The 17,053-nt window shown below is 42.9% G+C and carries 17 protein-coding genes; 11 read left to right on the forward strand and 6 right to left on the reverse strand.

All coding sequences use genetic code 11. The features are described from left to right. The first annotated feature begins 40 nt into the window (after nt 1–40). Nucleotides 41–970 carry a glycine betaine ABC transporter substrate-binding protein gene (locus G6R08_RS17185; RefSeq protein WP_163529641.1) on the forward strand — a complete coding sequence of 310 codons (930 nt, stop codon included), beginning with the start codon at nt 41–43 and terminating at the stop codon, nt 968–970. Nucleotides 971–1,060: 90 nt separating this feature from the next. On the opposite strand, the gene G6R08_RS17190 is transcribed toward G6R08_RS17185, so the two are convergent. The 3 genes from G6R08_RS17190 to G6R08_RS17200 form a co-directional block, all read right to left on the reverse strand. Further along, the gene (locus tag G6R08_RS17190) at nt 1,061–1,465 is read right to left on the reverse strand and encodes a YtxH domain-containing protein (protein ID WP_163529643.1); all 405 of its coding nucleotides are present in this window, start codon (nt 1,463–1,465) and stop codon (nt 1,061–1,063) included. A 171-nt stretch (nt 1,466–1,636) separates the two neighbouring features. Further along, nucleotides 1,637–2,167: a tryptophan transporter gene (locus G6R08_RS17195; RefSeq protein WP_163529645.1), complete on the reverse strand. Its 531-nt coding sequence runs from the start codon at nt 2,165–2,167 to the stop codon at nt 1,637–1,639. Nucleotides 2,168–2,310: 143 nt separating this feature from the next. Then, a complete protein-coding gene (locus G6R08_RS17200; protein WP_163529647.1) occupies nt 2,311–2,745 on the reverse strand; it encodes an HIT family protein in 435 nt (144 codons plus the stop codon). A gap of 150 nt (nt 2,746–2,895) precedes the next feature. Between G6R08_RS17200 and G6R08_RS17205 the strand changes: the two genes are divergently transcribed. The 3 genes from G6R08_RS17205 to G6R08_RS17215 all read left to right on the forward strand — a co-directional run bounded on the left by G6R08_RS17205 (nt 2,896) and on the right by G6R08_RS17215 (nt 5,867). Further along, nucleotides 2,896–3,639, forward strand: coding sequence for an ABC transporter ATP-binding protein (locus tag G6R08_RS17205; protein ID WP_163529650.1), 744 nt, complete (start codon nt 2,896–2,898; stop codon nt 3,637–3,639). Continuing rightward, nucleotides 3,632–4,846 (forward strand): ABC transporter permease, encoded by a 1,215-nt coding sequence (locus G6R08_RS17210; protein ID WP_163529651.1) that lies wholly within the window; start codon nt 3,632–3,634, stop codon nt 4,844–4,846. Before G6R08_RS17205 ends, G6R08_RS17210 begins: the two co-directional genes overlap by 8 nt. 313 nt (nt 4,847–5,159) lie before the next feature. Beyond that, complete coding sequence (locus tag G6R08_RS17215; protein ID WP_163529654.1) at nt 5,160–5,867, forward strand: EcsC family protein; 708 nt, start codon at nt 5,160–5,162, stop codon at nt 5,865–5,867. Here the strand turns inward: G6R08_RS17215 and G6R08_RS17220 are convergent. Both G6R08_RS17220 and G6R08_RS17225 read right to left on the reverse strand, forming a co-directional pair. Beyond that, nucleotides 5,864–7,039, reverse strand: coding sequence for a M20 metallopeptidase family protein (locus tag G6R08_RS17220; RefSeq protein ID WP_163529656.1), 1,176 nt, complete (start codon nt 7,037–7,039; stop codon nt 5,864–5,866). The two genes, G6R08_RS17215 and G6R08_RS17220, sit on opposite strands and share 4 nt — an antisense overlap. 212 nt (nt 7,040–7,251) lie before the next feature. Next, nucleotides 7,252–7,692 (reverse strand): ferritin-like domain-containing protein, encoded by a 441-nt coding sequence (locus G6R08_RS17225; RefSeq protein WP_163529658.1) that lies wholly within the window; start codon nt 7,690–7,692, stop codon nt 7,252–7,254. A gap of 319 nt (nt 7,693–8,011) precedes the next feature. On the opposite strand from G6R08_RS17225, the gene G6R08_RS17230 reads away from it, so the two are divergent. Together G6R08_RS17230 and G6R08_RS17235 are read left to right on the forward strand one after the other, a co-directional pair. Beyond that, the gene (locus tag G6R08_RS17230) at nt 8,012–8,437 is read left to right on the forward strand and encodes a disulfide oxidoreductase (RefSeq protein ID WP_163529660.1); all 426 of its coding nucleotides are present in this window, start codon (nt 8,012–8,014) and stop codon (nt 8,435–8,437) included. Beyond that, on the forward strand, nt 8,437–8,928 hold the full coding sequence (locus tag G6R08_RS17235) for a thioredoxin family protein (protein WP_163529662.1): 492 nt from the start codon (nt 8,437–8,439) through the stop codon (nt 8,926–8,928). The genes G6R08_RS17230 and G6R08_RS17235 overlap by 1 nt, the downstream gene beginning before the upstream one ends. 33 nt (nt 8,929–8,961) lie before the next feature. Here the strand turns inward: G6R08_RS17235 and G6R08_RS17240 are convergent, their stop codons facing one another. Further along, entirely contained in the window at nt 8,962–9,471 is a 510-nt protein-coding gene (locus G6R08_RS17240) for an antibiotic biosynthesis monooxygenase family protein (protein WP_163529664.1), read from the reverse strand. Nucleotides 9,472–9,564: 93 nt separating this feature from the next. Between G6R08_RS17240 and G6R08_RS17245 the strand changes: the two genes are divergently transcribed. From G6R08_RS17245 to G6R08_RS17265, 5 genes are all read left to right on the forward strand, one after another. Next, nucleotides 9,565–11,733: a transglycosylase domain-containing protein gene (locus G6R08_RS17245; protein WP_240339761.1), complete on the forward strand. Its 2,169-nt coding sequence runs from the start codon at nt 9,565–9,567 to the stop codon at nt 11,731–11,733. A 153-nt stretch (nt 11,734–11,886) separates the two neighbouring features. After that, nucleotides 11,887–12,921, forward strand: coding sequence for a uroporphyrinogen decarboxylase (hemE, locus tag G6R08_RS17250; RefSeq protein ID WP_163529669.1), 1,035 nt, complete (start codon nt 11,887–11,889; stop codon nt 12,919–12,921). A gap of 14 nt (nt 12,922–12,935) precedes the next feature. Continuing rightward, the gene (hemH, locus tag G6R08_RS17255) at nt 12,936–13,871 is read left to right on the forward strand and encodes a ferrochelatase (protein WP_163529670.1); all 936 of its coding nucleotides are present in this window, start codon (nt 12,936–12,938) and stop codon (nt 13,869–13,871) included. 3 nt (nt 13,872–13,874) lie between these two features. Continuing rightward, nucleotides 13,875–15,284, forward strand: a complete 1,410-nt coding sequence (gene hemY, locus G6R08_RS17260; protein WP_163529672.1) for a protoporphyrinogen oxidase — start codon at nt 13,875–13,877, stop codon at nt 15,282–15,284. 253 nt (nt 15,285–15,537) lie between these two features. Beyond that, the gene (locus tag G6R08_RS17265) at nt 15,538–16,563 is read left to right on the forward strand and encodes a LacI family DNA-binding transcriptional regulator (protein WP_163529674.1); all 1,026 of its coding nucleotides are present in this window, start codon (nt 15,538–15,540) and stop codon (nt 16,561–16,563) included. Nucleotides 16,564–17,053: the final 490 nt, after the last annotated feature.

Below are 17,053 nucleotides of genomic sequence, written 5' to 3' on the forward strand. Positions count from 1 at the left end.
TGACAATAAATATATTTTATTAAAGGGGAGAACATATTTCATGTTTAATTTAAACTTGAAACGTCTAGGAATTGCCGCAGGTCTTTCACTTACACTTGTGGCAGCAGGTTGCGGATCTTCTGAAGAAGATAGCTCAAACCCAAGCGGAGGAGAAGGTGAAGGCGAAGCAAATTATGGGGAACAATTAGATTACACCATCACAGGTATTGAAGCAGGTGCTGGTGTAGTAGCAGCAGCTCAGAAAGCTGTAGAGGAATACGACAGTCTTGCTGGATGGGAAGTGTCCACTTCTTCCTCAGGCGCTATGGCGACAGCTTTAGGTGACGCTATTGAAAGTGAAGAGCCAATTGTCGTAACAGGCTGGTCACCTCACTGGAAATTTGAAAAATATGATTTGAAATATCTAAAAGACCCTAAAGGTGTATTTGGGGAAGCAGAAAAGATTAAAACAATGGTTCGTAAAGGACTAGAAGAAGATAAACCGAATGCTTATAAAATTCTTGATCAGTTCAAATGGTCTTCAGAAGATATTCAAAGCGTAATGCTTGATATTAATGAAGGAACGGCTCCAGAAGAAGCTGCTAAGGCATGGATTAAAGAAAATCAAGATAAAGTAAGCTCTTGGACAAAAGGTACTGAAAAAGTAGATGGCAAGAGCGTTGAGCTTGTATATGTAAACTGGGATACTGAAATTGCGTCAACGAACGTTGTAGCAGAAGTGTTGAAACAACAAGGATTTGAAGTAACGATTACACCACTTAATAATGGTCCAATGTGGGAAGCTGTTGCGGAAGGTGAAGTAACAGGAATGGTAGCAGCTTGGCTTCCAGGAACTCACGGAGACTTATATGCAGAATATAAAGATAGCCTAGTTGATTTAGGTCCTAACCTGAAAGGCGCTAAAATTGGCCTAGTTGTACCAGCATATATGGATGTTGAGTCTATTGAAGACTTGCAGCCAAAAGAATAGAAACTATTTAAAAAAGCAGCACTCCCATCGAGTGCTGCTTTTTTGAGTTTGAAAGCTGGCATAGTGCAGCTATTATTGTTGAACGTTACCTTATTGATGGTTAACTACTTCATGGCTTGGCTGCGTATCTGAACTCTGTTCAGCTTTCGCTTTTTCCTCAAGGTCTTTTAAGCTCTCTTCAATTTGTTCAAGATAACTTTGAATTTTCTTCTGGTGAGGCTCAACAGTCTGTTTCCAGCTTTCGATCGATGTTTTCACATCTTCTGATAATTCTTTGATAAGTTCAGCGCCTTCCTTAGAGGTTTGGGCAATTTGATCCTTCAGCTGAAACCCTTCTTCTTTCAAGGTCAGGATCGTTGTTTTCAAGTTCTCGCTTTTTAACTTGGCATTTTCACGGAAGTCGCGTCCAGAGGATGGTGTGTTGAGCAATGTATAAGCAGCCCCAGTGACTCCGCCTACTATCATTCCGAGTACAAGTGATTTTGCGTTTGGCATAAAAAAACCCCTTTCCATTCCATATCCTATTTATTATTTTCTCTTAATACACAAGATTGAAACCTAAAATCATGAAAAATGTTTAAAATAATAATCTCCTTAGAGAAAAAGACCACTACAAATGATGTAGCAGTCTTTATATGAATAAATGCTTTGAGACCTTAATTCATTTTATGGCTGTACGGGTAAAGATTGACTGATTCTTGAACGTTTCATAACACGTTGGGCGATCGGATAAATGACCGTCATTAAGACCGTATTGACGACAGCAGTTGGAAGAACAACTGTAGCAAACATTACTGTAAAGCTTGCATCCATAAGTCCGATCACAAATAACACACAGCTTAAGAAAATAGTGCCGCTAATAACTGTTCCTACTGCTGTGAGAACAGGGGCCGTAACCTTCTTAAGTAATTTCCCTAGTGCGATATATAATCCAAAGAAAGATAATGCAGTCAAAGGTTTATCAATTAAGTTAGCTATCTGTCCTCCTGGTACGGTTGTGGTAAGGGCTGAAATAAATCCAGTTGCTACAGATAAAAGTAAAACATACGGCAGTTTTGGAAATAACATAATCCCTAAAAACATCATCGCAAGCATCATATCTGGCCGCATCCCGAAGAAAAACGGCGGCATAATAACATGCAGCACCGCACCAATTCCAATTAACAACGACAGCATAACTAATACACGAGTATTCATTTTGTTCATCTCTCCTCATCTCTTCTAATCTCATCTAGTGGTAGTTCAAAAATTCACTCTTCAGACGTACCCTCTTGGCCGCCTGCAAAAGTATAGCTTTATTATAGCAAAAATTAAGCATCATGCAAAGCTTTCGCAAGTCTCTAATTCTGAATTTTTTGACTAATATTATTCGCGATATGCTGCAGGTCCTCACTCGTATAGTCGTCTGTGTGCACAGTCCATTGAGGTTCAAAACCATCCTCCGCTCCATACCTAGGAATAAGGTGGATATGTAAATGAAAAACAGACTGTCCGGCAGGCTCTTCATTGTTGTTCAAAAGGTTTAAGCCAATGGGTTCAAACGATTGCTTAAGGGCATTGGCGATCTTAGGCACACGTGCGAACAGCTTTTCTGCTACACCTGAATCAGTATGATAAATGTCTTTCGTATGTTCTTTCGGAATAATTAAAGTGTGCCCCTTGGTGACCTGGCTGATGTCAAGAAAGGCATAAACCTCGTCATCTTCGTACACTTTGGCAGAAGGGATTTCACCGTTAATAATTTTGCAAAAAATACAATCATCTACTTGGGTCATGTCCTTCACTCCTTGGTCATATTTGTATAATTATATCATATTTTAAGGCGTTTTCACGAGATCCGTCCTTCTATAGCAGAAAGGTGCAACCCTCTGGAAAAGTGTGATAAAATTTGTGAAGAATGTACGCAATGGAAAAGAGGGAAAACCATGAAATCCTTATTACATATTGATAACCTCCATGGAGGCTATACACATAAAAATGTATTGCATGGTATATCGTTTGACGTGTTTCCAAATGAGATCGTCGGATTAATAGGTTTAAACGGTGCCGGCAAAAGTACGACGATTAAACATGTGATTGGCATGATGCAGGCTAAAAAAGGTGAAGTGGCCATAAATGGCACGACATTTGAACAGAACCCTGAAAATTACAGGCAACAGCTGGCTTATATTCCTGAAATGCCGATCTTGTACGATGAATTGACGTTGTACGAGCATCTTCATTTAACAGCCATGGCTTATAATGTGCCAGAGGATCTCTTTAAGAAAAGACTTGATCCATTGCTAAAAGAATTCCGTTTAGAGAAAAGACTCAATTGGTTTCCTGTCCATTTTTCCAAAGGGATGAGGCAGAAGGTGATGATCATGTGTGCCTTTCTGATTGAGCCTGAGCTGTATATTGTGGATGAACCTTTTGTGGGTCTTGATCCGCTCGGAATTCAATCATACCTGCAATGGATGGATGAAATGAAGGAAAATGGAGCAGGTGTATTAATGTCTACTCACATTTTAGCGACAGCCGAGAAGTACTGTGATCGTTTCGTTATTCTGCATGATGGAAAAATACGCGCTACCGGGACGCTCGATGAACTGAGACAATCGTTCGATAATCCGGGAGCTTCTTTGGACGATATTTATATCGCTTTGACGAAGGAAGAAAACCATGATTGATGCAAAAAAGTTTTGGAATCAGCGCTTTCAGGAACATATGAAGGAAACAAGCCGCTACTTGCGTTATATATTCAACGGGCATATCGCGATTGCGATGATTTTCTTTATATCGGCTCTAGCCTATTACTATCAACAGTGGCTCATGAATTTGCCGGAGTCATTTCCAACCGCATGGATTGTAGGAATCGCCTTCGGGCTTGTGGCCAGCTATAGCCCGGTTCGGACCTTGTTGAAGGAGCCGGACTTAATTTTCCTGCTGCCGGCAGAACATCAGCTTGGGAATTATTTCAAACGTTGTCTGCTCTACAGTTTTGTTATCCAGTTATATTTAATTTTCATTGTGGCCGCCGCATTGGGACCACTATATTTTGCTTCATACCCTGCCCTTGGGACACAGCACTACTTAACGATGATCATTGTTATCCTGATTGCAAAAGGGTGGAACATGCTGGCTAATTGGTGGATGCTGAAGGAACGCAATGCGAATATTCGCCTGACGGATCAATTAGTTAGAGGCGTAATCAGTGTACTGCTGTTTTATTTTTTGGCTCAAGGAGAGTGGGTCTTCGCAAGTGTTGTGACGATATTATTAGTTGCGATCATGTTGTATGCCTACTACTTATCACGAAAAAAAGCCGGACTGGCCTTTGATTTACTAGTCAGTAAAGATCAGGCTCGAATGCGTACTTTTTACAGGATCGCTAACATGTTTACAGATGTTCCTCATTTGAAGAACACCGTGAAGAAAAGGCATTCACTCGTTCGGCTCTTGCTGGCACCAATCAGCTATCGCCAGGATCAAACCTTTACGTATTTGTACCGCATCACGTTTGTCCGCAGCAGTGATTATTTAGGGATGTACTTACGGTTAATGGCGATCGGCGGCCTGGCTATCTGGTTTGTACCGAATTTATGGGTAAAGGTGGCTTTCGCGATTTTGTTTCTGTATTTAAGTGCGTTCCAAATGATGTCACTTTGGAATCACCATCGTACAGTTGCGTGGCTGGATTTATATCCAATTAAACAGGAATGGAAACAAACGGCTATGCTCAAAGGGCTTACCCAGCTTATGGTCGTTCAAACCGTTGTCTTTACGTTGTTATTCGTGATTCAAGCCAACTGGTTAGGAGCGGTAATCGTATTGGCAGGCGGAATCGTGTTTAGTGCAGCCTTTATTCAGGGCTATGTGAAACAAAAGTTAGTGTAGTGAGGCTGGGACATAAATAAAGCAATAATATCAAAAAACGAACGATGAAAAAGTGAATTGTATAAACGCAGATCATTAGCGTAGTTAAAATACGTAGACTCCTGCGGGAACAGCGCGAGTCGAAGATCCCGCAGGAAAGCATCCTTTGCTTTCCGAGGAAGCTGAGGCCGTGCCCGCGGAAAGCGAAGTGTTTTAACGAAGCGATGCAAAAATCCTTTCTTGCCACACAAATAATCTGAGTTGATTTCAATAGAATTGTTCGGATGATTAATTTAATTTTGTCCCAGCTTTATTTTTAGTAGGAGGCAGTTCAATGGGGTATGAAGCAGATGTGTATAAAGAAGCAATGAGATGGAGCAGATCACTGGAGAAGCGCTCTTCCATTATCCAAAGATCATCCAAACGACTACAATCGTCTATTAATGATCGAATCCCAGATCGTGTCCATTCCATTGTTACCGAAAGTGTACGTAAGATGATTGAATTGGCTTTAACTTCTTCCAAATATATTCGTCCGATTGATGTCGAGGAATCGTGGAACTTTCAGAAGCGGGAGGAGCTTGTTTCACAGCGACTGCAAGAATATAAAGGAGCGGCCTCCTGGGAAGGGGCAGGTACAGGTTTTGGAGGATTCTGGCTTGGGGCCGTTGATTTTCCATTGCTGCTCAGTATTAAAATGAAGTTTCTGTTTGATTCGGCTCAGTACTATGGATTCGATGTAAATAAGTATGAGGAGCGGGTGTATTTACTGCATATTTTTATGCTCGCTTTTTCAAGTGATGAAGAACGGGTGAAGGTACGGGATATCGTATTGAATTGGGAAGAAGCACCTGTAGAGCGCAAAGAAATAGACTGGAAGACGCTGCAGATTGAATATAGAGATACGATTGATCTTGCTAAATTATTTCAGCTCGTTCCTGGCTTTGGAGCGATCGTAGGTTATGTAGCTAATAAGCGATTTCTTGAACAATTAGGGGAGACGACAATGAATGCTTATCGTCTCCGCATGCTGAAAGATTAATTATCTTGTTCTTGGAATGAACGAAAGGCTTGCAGCAGTGTTTTAGCTGCATGTAGAAGAGCACGCTCGTCAAAATCAAATTTCGGATGGTGATGAGGATAGGCATGCCCAGGAATTTGCGCTCCTGTAAAGTAGAAAGCACCTGGTTTCTTTTGTAAGTAATAGGCAAAATCTTCGCCTGCCATGGATGGATCCACCTCTTCGCTTTGAAGGGAGGCATCAGCTTGCGGTGCTTCCTGCAAGATCAATTCGGCCTGGGCAGCGTGATTGATCACCGGCGGGTAGCCTTTCTCGTAATCGAATTGGTAGTCGGCACCAGCACTAATACAAGCACCTTTAACGATTTTCTCCATTTCCTCAATAATCAGTTCTTGAACTTCAGAGTCAAATGTACGAACGGTTCCGGTTAAAGTGGCCGTGTCTGCGATCACATTAAACGTTTGACCTGATTCAAACGTTCCGACAGTGAGGACGGCTGTTTTAAGTGGATCAACTTTACGGCTGACTACTTGCTGCAGGGAAGAAACGAGCTGTGAGGCAATCACGAGAGCATCTTTAGTGAGGTGTGGCTGAGCTCCATGGCCGCCTTTTCCCTGGATTTTAATTGTAAAACTATCGGCGCCTGCCATAAAGGGACCTTTAGATGTTTGGATAACGCCCAGAGGTGTGCTTGCCCATAAATGTGTTCCGAATACTGCATCTACGTCATCAAGCACTCCAGTATCGATCATCGCTTTAGCACCGCCCGGAGGAAGTTCTTCTGCATGCTGATGGACAAAAACTATAGTGCCAGGGAGCTGATCTTGAAAAGGCAGCAGAGCTTCAGCTACGCCCAAAAGAGCAGCCGTATGACCATCGTGGCCGCAGGCGTGCATGGTACCATCATTTTTTGACTTATAATCTACTTCATTTTCTTCCTGGATCGGCAGGGCATCGAAATCTGCTCGTAAGGCAACTTTTTTACCGGGCTTTCCTCCAGTTAGTGTCGCAACGATCCCATTTCCTCCGACCTCTTTCTGATAAGGAATGCCGAGTCGTTCATATGTATCTGCGATAAAAGCCGCAGTTTCCGTCTCATGGAAGGAAACTTCAGGATGTTGATGTAAATACCTTCTTGTCTTCACCATGTTGTCATATTGATCGTCAATGGCTTGAAAAATGGAGTCCCACATCTTTATTCCTCCTTCTTGTTCTTTAGTATTCAATATATCAGGGATTCAGAAAAAAATGAAACAAAATAAGCTCGCCATCCGTGCGGTGACTTCAGTTTGTAGAGTAACCTCATTTTTTTAGCACAAATGAACGCTTTCGAAAAGAAAAGGAATGAAAAAATCAGGCTGTCGGGTTCCGACAGCCTGATGCTCGGCACGTAGTGTGCTTATTCTTATGCTTCATGTAAGCGGGAATCTTTTAACAGACGATCAATCTCTTCCATATGGCCTGTTTCATCGGCGATTAAATCGTCCAATTTAATGGATAATTCAGTAAGGTTTAATTCATCAGCTTGTTCTTTACGAATTTCATAGCGTTTAATCGTATCGTATTCAGAATTTCTTGCTTCGACCAACATTTCTTTAACCTCAGATAAAGGTTTAACCTCAGCTGGTTTAGTTGTTGGAGTACCGCCAAGGATACTGATTTTTTCAGCCAAATAAACGGCATGTCCTTGTTCATCGGCTACTTCACTTTCAAAAAACGGTTTAAGAACAGAACGATAAAGCCCGGACACTACTGCAGCATTGTATGTGTACATAATAGAAGCAGCATATTCATGAGCTAAGTCTTCATTTAATCCATCGATTAGTTTCTTCATTTTTTCATCCATTGATTATCATCCTTCCAGGTAAATGATGTCTCCACTAAAATCTATTCCCTGTTCTTTATTCTTTAAACCTCGTTATTACATTATCTTTGTTCTCAAACATAGGATCCATCTACAAAAGGTAGAGAGGAAGGCCGATGGGTTGACCAGCTTCACTATTATTTCCTCGGGAATAGACGATACGGGTTTTGGTAATTAAACTTGGTTTTGGACTTTTTTTGACAATTGGGAAAAGGTGGCTATTTATAAGGCTTATTTAGTTTAATTTCTAAGCAATAACTTGTATAATAACATGTGGAGAGAAGGAGAAGGGACGATCAAAATGAAGAAACAAAGTGAGACTTTGTTATTTATTGCCTGGGCTGGGGCACTTGTGGCTACACTTGGGAGTTTGTTTTATTCAGAAATTTTAGGATACACTCCGTGTGAGCTTTGTTGGTTTCAACGAATTCTCATGTATCCGCTAGTCATTATTTATGGAGCCGCTCTCATTAAGCGGAAAGCTGAAGTGGCTATTGCTGGATTGATTTTGAGTGGGATCGGTATGGCTGTATCGATTTACCATTATTTAATTCAAAAAGTACCGGCTTTTCAATCAGCAGGAGATTCTTGCGGACTAGTTCCGTGTAATGCGGAATACGTGAACTACTTAGGCTTTATTACCATTCCCTTTTTAGCGGGAACAGCTTTTATTATTATTTTCATAAGTCATATCATGATCATTCGGTCAGAGAGGAAGAGCAGCTAATGAAGAGAAATATGATTATATTTGGAACGATATTAGTTGGGTTATTAGTGATCCTGGCTTTTGTGGTCAACTACCAAAACTCCCAGAAAGCTGAAGGGAATCCATACGAAAAGAGTAACTTAGAGCAGGCGACGATCGAACAGCTTGATGATCCTAACTACCAGAATCAGATTCTGCCGGACGAGCTGAAAAAACAAATTAGTTCAGGTGAGCCTACGACGGTTTATTTTTACAGCCCGGAATGTGTGCACTGTCAACGAACGACTCCGGTATTAGTTCCATTGGTACAAGATCTTGGTGTCGATATGAAAAAGATGAACCTGCTGGAATTTGAAAATATGTGGCAGGAGTATGGTATTGAGGCAACACCAACTCTCGTCCATTATGAAAATGGAGAAGAGGTAGCTAGAATTGTTGGATCACAGAAACCTTCTACGTTTGAAGAGTTTTTCCAACAAGAAGTGCTGGACGATGAAAAGCAAGAGTCATAAGAAAAGTGAGCGGCCTAAAGCTGCTCACTTTCTTTATGATTCATCAAGTTGGGTCATATGATATTTAGTGATATATGGCTTGCCATCAATAAAGGACGGTTTCTGTTTGTGATCGGGGCCAGAGTTTTGATGGGCTTTCTCAAAGGCTTGAGAATTCTTCCAATCTTCAAAGCTCTGTTCATTGCGCCATTGTGTAAAGACGACATATGTGTTTCCTTTTAAGGGGCGCAAAATACGAATGGCCTGGAATCCATCCATTCCTTCAACTGTCCCCACCCGTTTCTTGAAGCGGTCCTCAAATAAAGGGCGTCCTTCAGAAGAGACAGGAATGTTATTCATGACTACATAACCAGTGTTTTGTACGTCTCCGGCGGAATCAACGATTTCATAATCGCGGCCTTCTTCAAAGATGGAAGGTTCGTCTCCTTCGTAGTAGGCGACGGTTTTGTCCTGAGCCTGCATGAACAACAGATTGGCTTCTTTGTGCTGTTGATCTAGCTTTGCTAAATAGTTTAATGTACCATTTGTCATAGATACGATCATTTAGAAATGTCCCCTTTCCTGCTTCAGCTTAAGTGTAGCAATTGTGCAGGATCAATCGCAAGTTTTAACGTGATAAGAAAGGATGCACGACGTGTGAACATCAAAGAATACCTAAAAAGCCGTCCAACCTGGATACTCTCTCTTAAATGGCCGGCCATTGCTATAGGCGCTATATTCTTATTGGCTTTAGCCGGGTACTTATTTATTGTTTTTGGCGGAAGATTTGTCGTCTCAGAAAAAGAACTGGTTTTAGATGTGGCCACAACAGTGGAAACAACCGAGGGTGAAGTCATTGAACGTATTTATACGAAGAACCGTACGTTAGTTGATATTTCAGAGGTTCCAGAGCATGTGCAGCAGGCTTTTGTGGCGATAGAGGACAGTCGTTTCTATGAACACGCAGGGGTCGATTTTAAATCGGTTCTGCGTGCGGTATACCGCGATGTTATTGCCATGGGAAAAGTCGAAGGGGCCTCTACCATCACCCAGCAGCTGGCTAAGAATTTATTTCTGTCGAACGATAAATCTTGGATGAGAAAAACAAAAGAAGTAATGGCGGCCATCTACTTAGAAAGAAATTTTACAAAAGATAAAATCTTAGAATTATATTTAAATCGCATTTATTTTGGCAATGGAGCTTACGGAATCGAAGCTGCTTCGCAAACTTACTTTAATAAGTCGGTTTCAGAGTTGACGGTGGCTCAAGGGGCCCTGCTTGCCGCATTGCCAAAAGCCCCTAACAACTATTCACCATTTGAAAATCCCGAGCGGGCTGAGGACCGGAGAAACATCGTGCTTTCCCGAATGGAGGCGCTTGGAATGATCGAGGCTGAGAAAATGGTCAGCTTGCAAGGCGCGACACTTGGGGTCGAAAAACCAGAGGAAGATACGGAAACATGGTCAAACAGTTATGTAGATCTTGTGATCAAAGAGGCAGCAGAGGAGTACCACTTATCCCGTGAGGAATTGAAGCGGGGCGGCTATCGCCTCATTGTCAACATGAATCCCGAGATCCAGGAAATCGCTGCTAACGAAATGAAGCACGGTGAATTTGTTCCAGGTTCAAAAGGCAATGTCGAAGGAGCCTTTACGTTAATGGAGAATGATAGCGGAGCTCTTGCAGCTGTAGTTGGCGGTCGCAATTTTACGCACGGTGATGTGAACCGTGTGACTGTTAAGAAGCAGCCAGGGTCTGTCATCAAACCTCTCGCTGTGTATGGTCCTGCTTTAATGAGTCCTAAATATATTCCATATTCCCTGCTCGTTGATGAGAAACGATCTTATGGTGAGTACACTCCTCGTAATTATGATGGAGAATACGCTGGACTCACATCACTTTATCAGGCGCTCGTTGAATCTAAGAATGCTCCTGCTGTTTGGCTGCTTGATCAGATGGGGATTTCTTATGCCAAAGAGTATTTGAAAGCACTAGGCTTGCCGACAAAAGATCAAGGATTAGCGATTGCCCTTGGCGGATTATCGAGAGGATATTCGCCGTTGCAGCTGACAGAAGCATATCGAAGTTTTGCTCGGGAAGGAAAGGTCACCAATGCTTATACGATTGAAAGAATTATCAATCGGGACGGTGAGATGATTCATCGACATGAGCAGGAAGAACGGCAGGTTTTTGACAAACAAACAGCCTGGTATATGACAGAAATGCTTGAGACGACCGTGTCTGAAGGTACTGCAAAAGCAGGCAGCTATCCGAAAGCCTTAGGGGGAAAAACAGGTACTCAACAGCATCCGACCGTTGAAGGAAAGAATAAAGAGGTGTGGTTTGCTGGTTATACGCCAGAATATACTGGCACACTATGGATGGGATACGACAAGTCAGGAGATGAGTATTATCTATCAGGCGGCAGCTCTTATCCGGCCAAATTAATGAAGTCGATTTTAACCAAGATCGATCGTAAACAAGATCTGGCTGATTCTTTTGTGAAACCTGAAGGGATGAAACAGCTGCCAAAACCGATCTCGCTACCCGTTCTGACAGATGTCGAAGGTTCGATCGGGTTTGGCGGTATTGGCCTGATTCGAGGCACGCTGTCTTGGACACCTGGTAAAGATGATAGAGTTGTTTATCGAATTTACCAAGGAACAGGCGAGGAGAAAACATTAGTGGATCAAGTGACGGGGAAAGGTGAATATCACGTCGGAGTATTGGATGTATGGGATGAGCCGACATTTACTGTCGTTCCTTATGACCCGCTGACAGGACTCGAAGGGAAGCCTTCAAATCCTGTAACCTTAGAATGGTAAAAACGTTTAGTAAAACGTACAAAATCGTGACAATAGGTTCGTTTTCCTATACACAAAGTCCATTAATCGGTATAGTGGAAAACGGATGAAGATGCTCGTGTGGAATGGAATGTTCAAAGGGTTTGAACGCGCACTATAAAGGAGTTATGAATCATGAAGAAAGAATTGAATGATACGATTTTAAAGGCTTTTAGAGGAGAGGAAACAGATTACACGCCAGTGTGGTTTATGCGACAGGCCGGCCGGTCGCAGCCAGAGTATCGTAAGTTAAAAGAGAAGTACTCTTTGTTTGAAATTACCCATCAGCCAGAGCTGTGTGCTTATGTCACACGCCTGCCTGTGGAGCAATATGGCGTTGATGCAGCTGTTCTGTACAAAGATATCATGTCACCATTGCCGGCTATAGGGGTGGATGTTGAAATTAAAAAAGGTATTGGTCCTGTCATACACAATCCTATTAAGAATAAAGCGGATATTGCTAAACTTGGGACGATCGAACCGGAAATGGATGTACCTTATGTACTCGATACAATCCGTCTGCTGACAAGAGAACAACTGAACGTTCCATTGATTGGATTCAGCGGAGCGCCGTTTACGCTGGCGAGCTATATGATTGAGGGCGGGCCATCAAAGAATTATAATAAAACTAAATCACTGATGTACAGTGATCCTGAAGCGTGGTTTATGCTGATGGACAAACTGGCGGATATGACCATTACGTACGTTCGTTCCCAAATCGCAGCAGGAGCGCGTGCGATTCAAATTTTCGACTCATGGGTAGGTGCCTTGAATGAAACAGATTATCGGGCATTTATTAAGCCGGTGATGGAACGGATTTTTAATGAATTGCAGCCTGAAGGCGTACCGCTCATTCTCTTTGGCGTCGGAGCAAGGCATTTAGTCGGGCAATGGGATGACTTGCCAATTGATGTATTAGGGCTCGACTGGAGAATGTCGATTACAGAAGCACGAGAGATGGGCATTACCAAGCCGCTGCAAGGAAATTTGGATCCATCAATTTTACTGGCTGACTGGTCTGTTATTGAGGAACGAACGAAACAAATTCTTGATGAAGGACGCCAGCATCCTGCGCATATTTTTAACCTTGGACACGGTGTCACGCCAGATATCAGTCCAGAAACGCTAAAACGGTTAACCCATTTAATTCATGACTACTCCAAATCATAAGAGGTGGAAGAAAGATGGCAAAAAAACAAATCGGCCTGCTCGTGATGGCCTACGGAACTCCCTATAAAGAAGAAGATTTAGAGCGTTATTATACACACATTCGTCATGGCCGAAAGCCGACAGACGAGATGCTGCAGGACTTGCGCGATCGATATGATGCCATTGGCGGCATTTCTCCTTTAGCGCGCATTACGCAAAATCAAGGCGAGGAATTAGCCAAAGCATTAAATGAGCAGCAAGATGATGTGGAATTTACGTTATACTTAGGACTTAAGCACATTGAACCTTTTGTCGAAGATGTAGTGGAGCAAATGGCAAAAGACGGTATTGAAGAAGCGGTATCGCTCGTATTGGCCCCTCATTACTCCACGTTCAGTGTGAAATCTTACAATGGACGTGCGAAAGAAGAAGCAGAAAAGCATGGGATCACCATTCAATCAGTCGAAAGCTGGTATGATGCTCCCGGTTTTATCGATTACTGGAAAGAACAAATCCTTAAAGAATATGCCAAAATGGATGAAGCGGAACAGGAGAAAGCGTGCTTAGTCGTATCTGCCCATAGTTTACCAGAAAAAATCTTGGAGGGCGGCGACCCTTACCCTGATCAACTTCAGAAAACAGCCGAACTGATTTCTGAAGCGGCTGGGATTACCCAGTATGAAATTGGCTGGCAAAGTGAAGGAAATACGCCAGATCCTTGGCTCGGACCTGATGTGCAGGATTTGACGAGAGAGCTGTATCATGAGAAAGGGTATAGATCGTTTGTTTATGCTCCGGTAGGTTTTGTGTCGGACCACCTGGAAGTCCTTTACGATAACGACTATGAATGTAAAGTCGTTTGTGAAGAGCTTGGTGCGAATTACTATCGCCCGGAAATGCCGAATACCCATCCAGACTTTATCGGCACTTTAGCTGGTGTAGTCCTGGATAAAGTCAACGAACGGGTGTAGCTGATGGCTGAAACTAATAAAGTAGTCATAATAGGCGGCGGAATCTCCGGATTAACCGCTGCTTATTATTTACAAAAAGAAAAGCAGCAGCATAAGCTCCCATTAGATGTCCAGTTAATCGAAGCGTCAAGCCACCTAGGTGGAAAGATCAATACGCTGAAGCAGGATGGTTATACCATTGAGCGAGGCCCAGACTCTTTTTTAGAACGAAAAAAGAGTGCGACACGGTTGGCTAAAGAAGTAGGCTTAGAGGACGAGCTCGTTCCGAATGGAACCGGACAGTCTTACATTTTAGTCAATGAAAAACTTCATAAAATGCCACAAGGGGCTGTCATGGGGATCCCGACAAGAATTCGACCTTTTCTGTTTTCCGGGCTATTTACCCCTGCTGGAAAAATTCGCGCGGCCTTTGATTTAGCCAAATCTAAACAGCAGGCGGGGGATGATCAATCGCTTGGCTTGTTTTTTAGAAGAAGGTTAGGGAATCAAGTCGTTGAAAATCTTATCGAGCCGCTGTTATCTGGCATCTACGCTGGCAACATTGACGATTTAAGCCTGCAGGCAACTTTTCCCCACTTTTATGAACTTGAGCAAGATTATGGCAGTCTCATTAAAGGCTTACGGAAAACGAGAACTCGGCCGCCTAAGAAAGCGAAAAAACCAAGCATGTTCCGGACGCTGCAGCACGGTCTTAGCTCGCTCGTAGACGCCACAGCTGACAGTCTCCCGCCGGGGACGGTTCGGAAAGGACTTCAAGTCGACCATATTGAGAAAAAACAAGATCATTATCACCTTCTGCTTAGTGATGGAACCGTAGAAAAATGTGATGCTGTAGTCATCGCCGCTCCATTTTTTGCGGCACAGCGCATGCTGTCTCAATATGCGTTTATGGATGCTTTCAAAGAAATGAAAGCAACATCTGTCGCCAATGTCGTAATGGCTTTTGACAAATCGGCCATTAAAAAAGATATTGACGGAACCGGGTTTGTTGTTTCGCGAAATAGCAAATTCAGAATTACCGCGTGTACGTGGACCCATAAAAAGTGGCCCCATACAACACCGGAAGGAAAAGTCATGCTTCGCTGTTATTTAGGGAAGCCTGGCGATCAGGAAGTCGTGGACTTACCAGATGAAGAGATTGTTGCGATTGCCTTAAAAGACCTGAATCAAACGATGAATATTACAGCACAGCCTGACTTTTCTCTCGTAACTCGCTGGCATAACGCCATGCCGCAGTATTCCATTGGTCATAAGCAGCGCTTGCAGACAGTAGAGGACGATATGCGTCGTGAGCTTCCAGGTGTTTATTTGGCGGGGGGATCCTATAAAGGAATTGGCTTGCCGGATTGTATCGATCAGGGCGAAGCTGCAGTGGAGGATGTTCTGCACTATTTGAATCTGACTTCGCGTTAGACTAGGCGGCTGCAATCGTGCAGCCGCTTTTTTGCTTGTGAATTTGCTGGGAAAGCCCTAATTGTTCTCTAACTTGGAAGGATTGTTCCGCAGCCAACAGCGATTGTTTCCTAACGCAATGGGATTTTTCCCGATCTCCTCAAGATTGTTCTTTATCTAATGAAGCAGATTTAATTCTTGCATCTTTTGGAATGAATTAGTATCCTTTTGTTATGTAAGCGATTTCAGAATAGATAATTGCAGGAGGAATAGTATGGCTACGATTGAAGATGTAGCAAAGCTTGCGGGGTTATCAAGAACAACAGTGTCCCGTGTGATTAACGATCAACCTTACGTTACAGATGACAAGAAACAGCGAATCATAGATGCTATGAAATCTTTAGGGTATGTCCCCAATTCATCAGCAAGAAGATTACGAAGGCGGTGCACGGAAACGATTGCTGTCCTGCTCCCGCGAGTTACGAATCCGTTTTTCGGGAAACTGATTGAATCCATGGAAAAAGAAGCGTCCAGGAACGGCTATCAGGTGATTGTCTGTCAAACACATGATGATAAACAGAAGGAACTTGATTATTTGCAGTTACTTAAAACGAAGCAAGTAGACGGAGTGGTCATGGCTTCGCTGATTAACGATTGGCAGGATATCGAACCCTATCTCGCTTCAGGACCCATTGTTTTGTGTAATGAATACAGGCCGGACCGTGGAGTAACTATGATTCATATTGATCATAAAAAAGCCGCTTATGAATCCACAGCTCATCTCATTCGTGAGGGATGCGAACATCTCGCTTATGTAACGGGCGGCCATGACACTTTCATAGCCTCAGAGCGGAAAGCGGGTTTTTTAGCAGCACTTGCTGAAAATGATCTTCGGTTTGACCCGAAAATGCAGGTGGACTGGGCTCTTGATGTTGGCGATGGCCAGAAAGTTTTCCAATACTTAATGGAACATCATCCGCATGTGGATGGCGTGTTTACTGGATCGGATGAAGTAGCAGCTGGGATTGTATATGCTGCTAGTCAATCTAAGTGGAGCATCCCAGAAGATCTTGCCGTTATCGGCTTTGACAATCAGATGCTTTCCCTGCTTATGGTTCCTGCCATAACAACGATCGAACAGCCTGTCGAGGACATAGCAGCCAAAACAATCGAAGTATTAGTCGCGAAAATGAATGACAAAGGCCCCGCTCAGGAGCGTCGTTTTGTTTATCCACACGAATTAATTATCAGGTCGTCTACAAACCGAAAACAAATGGTCTCTCAATCCGCACCTTTATAAGCGTGCGGATTTTTAAATGTTAAAATCAATTGGTTTTTGGGAAGAATGAGAAGAGGTTAGGTCCGAATCTTTATGGTTATGGGTAGAATATTTTTGAATATGGGGGAGAACCAATCTGACTTTGGGTAGAATCACTTTGAGTTGGGTCCGAATCATTTATAGGGTAATGAGTTCAATGAAGTTCTGGGAAAAACCGGGAACAAAGGAAGTTCGACTAAAATCCAACGTCGAACGAGGCTGGGACATAATTAAACTTAGTAATTAAAAAGACAACAATGTGCTGTTTTAGCGGAGAAAATATACGGAGACTCCTGCGGGAGGAAAGGCCTGGGTGAGACCTCGCAGTGCGCTAGCACAAGAAGGCTCAACAGCCGCCCGCGGAAAGCGAAGTATATTTTCGTAGCGGTTTATAAGCACCAATTATAGTTTCTATAGTTCGGACTTCCATTTGATAAAACACTTTTGTCCCAGTCTCAAAAAAATAGCAGCT

It is taken from the genome of Halobacillus ihumii (assembly GCF_902726645.1).
In the GTDB taxonomy this organism is placed as follows: Bacteria; Bacillota; Bacilli; order Bacillales; family Halobacillaceae; genus Halobacillus_A; species Halobacillus_A ihumii.

What these genes read in the sequence shown, in the direction of transcription:
- G6R08_RS17190 (WP_163529643.1), bottom strand. Translation starts at nt 1,465, where the DNA reads ATGCCAAACGCAAAATCACTTGTACTCGGAATGATAGTAGGCGGAGTC.
- hemE (WP_163529669.1), top strand. Translation starts at nt 11,887, where the DNA reads ATGAAGAAAGAATTGAATGATACGATTTTAAAGGCTTTTAGAGGAGAG.
- G6R08_RS17215 (WP_163529654.1), top strand. Translation starts at nt 5,160, where the DNA reads ATGGGGTATGAAGCAGATGTGTATAAAGAAGCAATGAGATGGAGCAGA.
- hemH (WP_163529670.1), top strand. Translation starts at nt 12,936, where the DNA reads ATGGCAAAAAAACAAATCGGCCTGCTCGTGATGGCCTACGGAACTCCC.
- G6R08_RS17220 (WP_163529656.1), bottom strand. Translation starts at nt 7,039, where the DNA reads ATGTGGGACTCCATTTTTCAAGCCATTGACGATCAATATGACAACATG.
- G6R08_RS17200 (WP_163529647.1), bottom strand. Translation starts at nt 2,745, where the DNA reads ATGACCCAAGTAGATGATTGTATTTTTTGCAAAATTATTAACGGTGAA.
- G6R08_RS17210 (WP_163529651.1), top strand. Translation starts at nt 3,632, where the DNA reads ATGATTGATGCAAAAAAGTTTTGGAATCAGCGCTTTCAGGAACATATG.
- G6R08_RS17265 (WP_163529674.1), top strand. Translation starts at nt 15,538, where the DNA reads ATGGCTACGATTGAAGATGTAGCAAAGCTTGCGGGGTTATCAAGAACA.
- G6R08_RS17185 (WP_163529641.1), top strand. Translation starts at nt 41, where the DNA reads ATGTTTAATTTAAACTTGAAACGTCTAGGAATTGCCGCAGGTCTTTCA.
- G6R08_RS17240 (WP_163529664.1), bottom strand. Translation starts at nt 9,471, where the DNA reads ATGATCGTATCTATGACAAATGGTACATTAAACTATTTAGCAAAGCTA.
- hemY (WP_163529672.1), top strand. Translation starts at nt 13,875, where the DNA reads ATGGCTGAAACTAATAAAGTAGTCATAATAGGCGGCGGAATCTCCGGA.
- G6R08_RS17225 (WP_163529658.1), bottom strand. Translation starts at nt 7,692, where the DNA reads ATGGATGAAAAAATGAAGAAACTAATCGATGGATTAAATGAAGACTTA.
- G6R08_RS17235 (WP_163529662.1), top strand. Translation starts at nt 8,437, where the DNA reads ATGAAGAGAAATATGATTATATTTGGAACGATATTAGTTGGGTTATTA.
- G6R08_RS17205 (WP_163529650.1), top strand. Translation starts at nt 2,896, where the DNA reads ATGAAATCCTTATTACATATTGATAACCTCCATGGAGGCTATACACAT.
- G6R08_RS17230 (WP_163529660.1), top strand. Translation starts at nt 8,012, where the DNA reads ATGAAGAAACAAAGTGAGACTTTGTTATTTATTGCCTGGGCTGGGGCA.
- G6R08_RS17195 (WP_163529645.1), bottom strand. Translation starts at nt 2,167, where the DNA reads ATGAATACTCGTGTATTAGTTATGCTGTCGTTGTTAATTGGAATTGGT.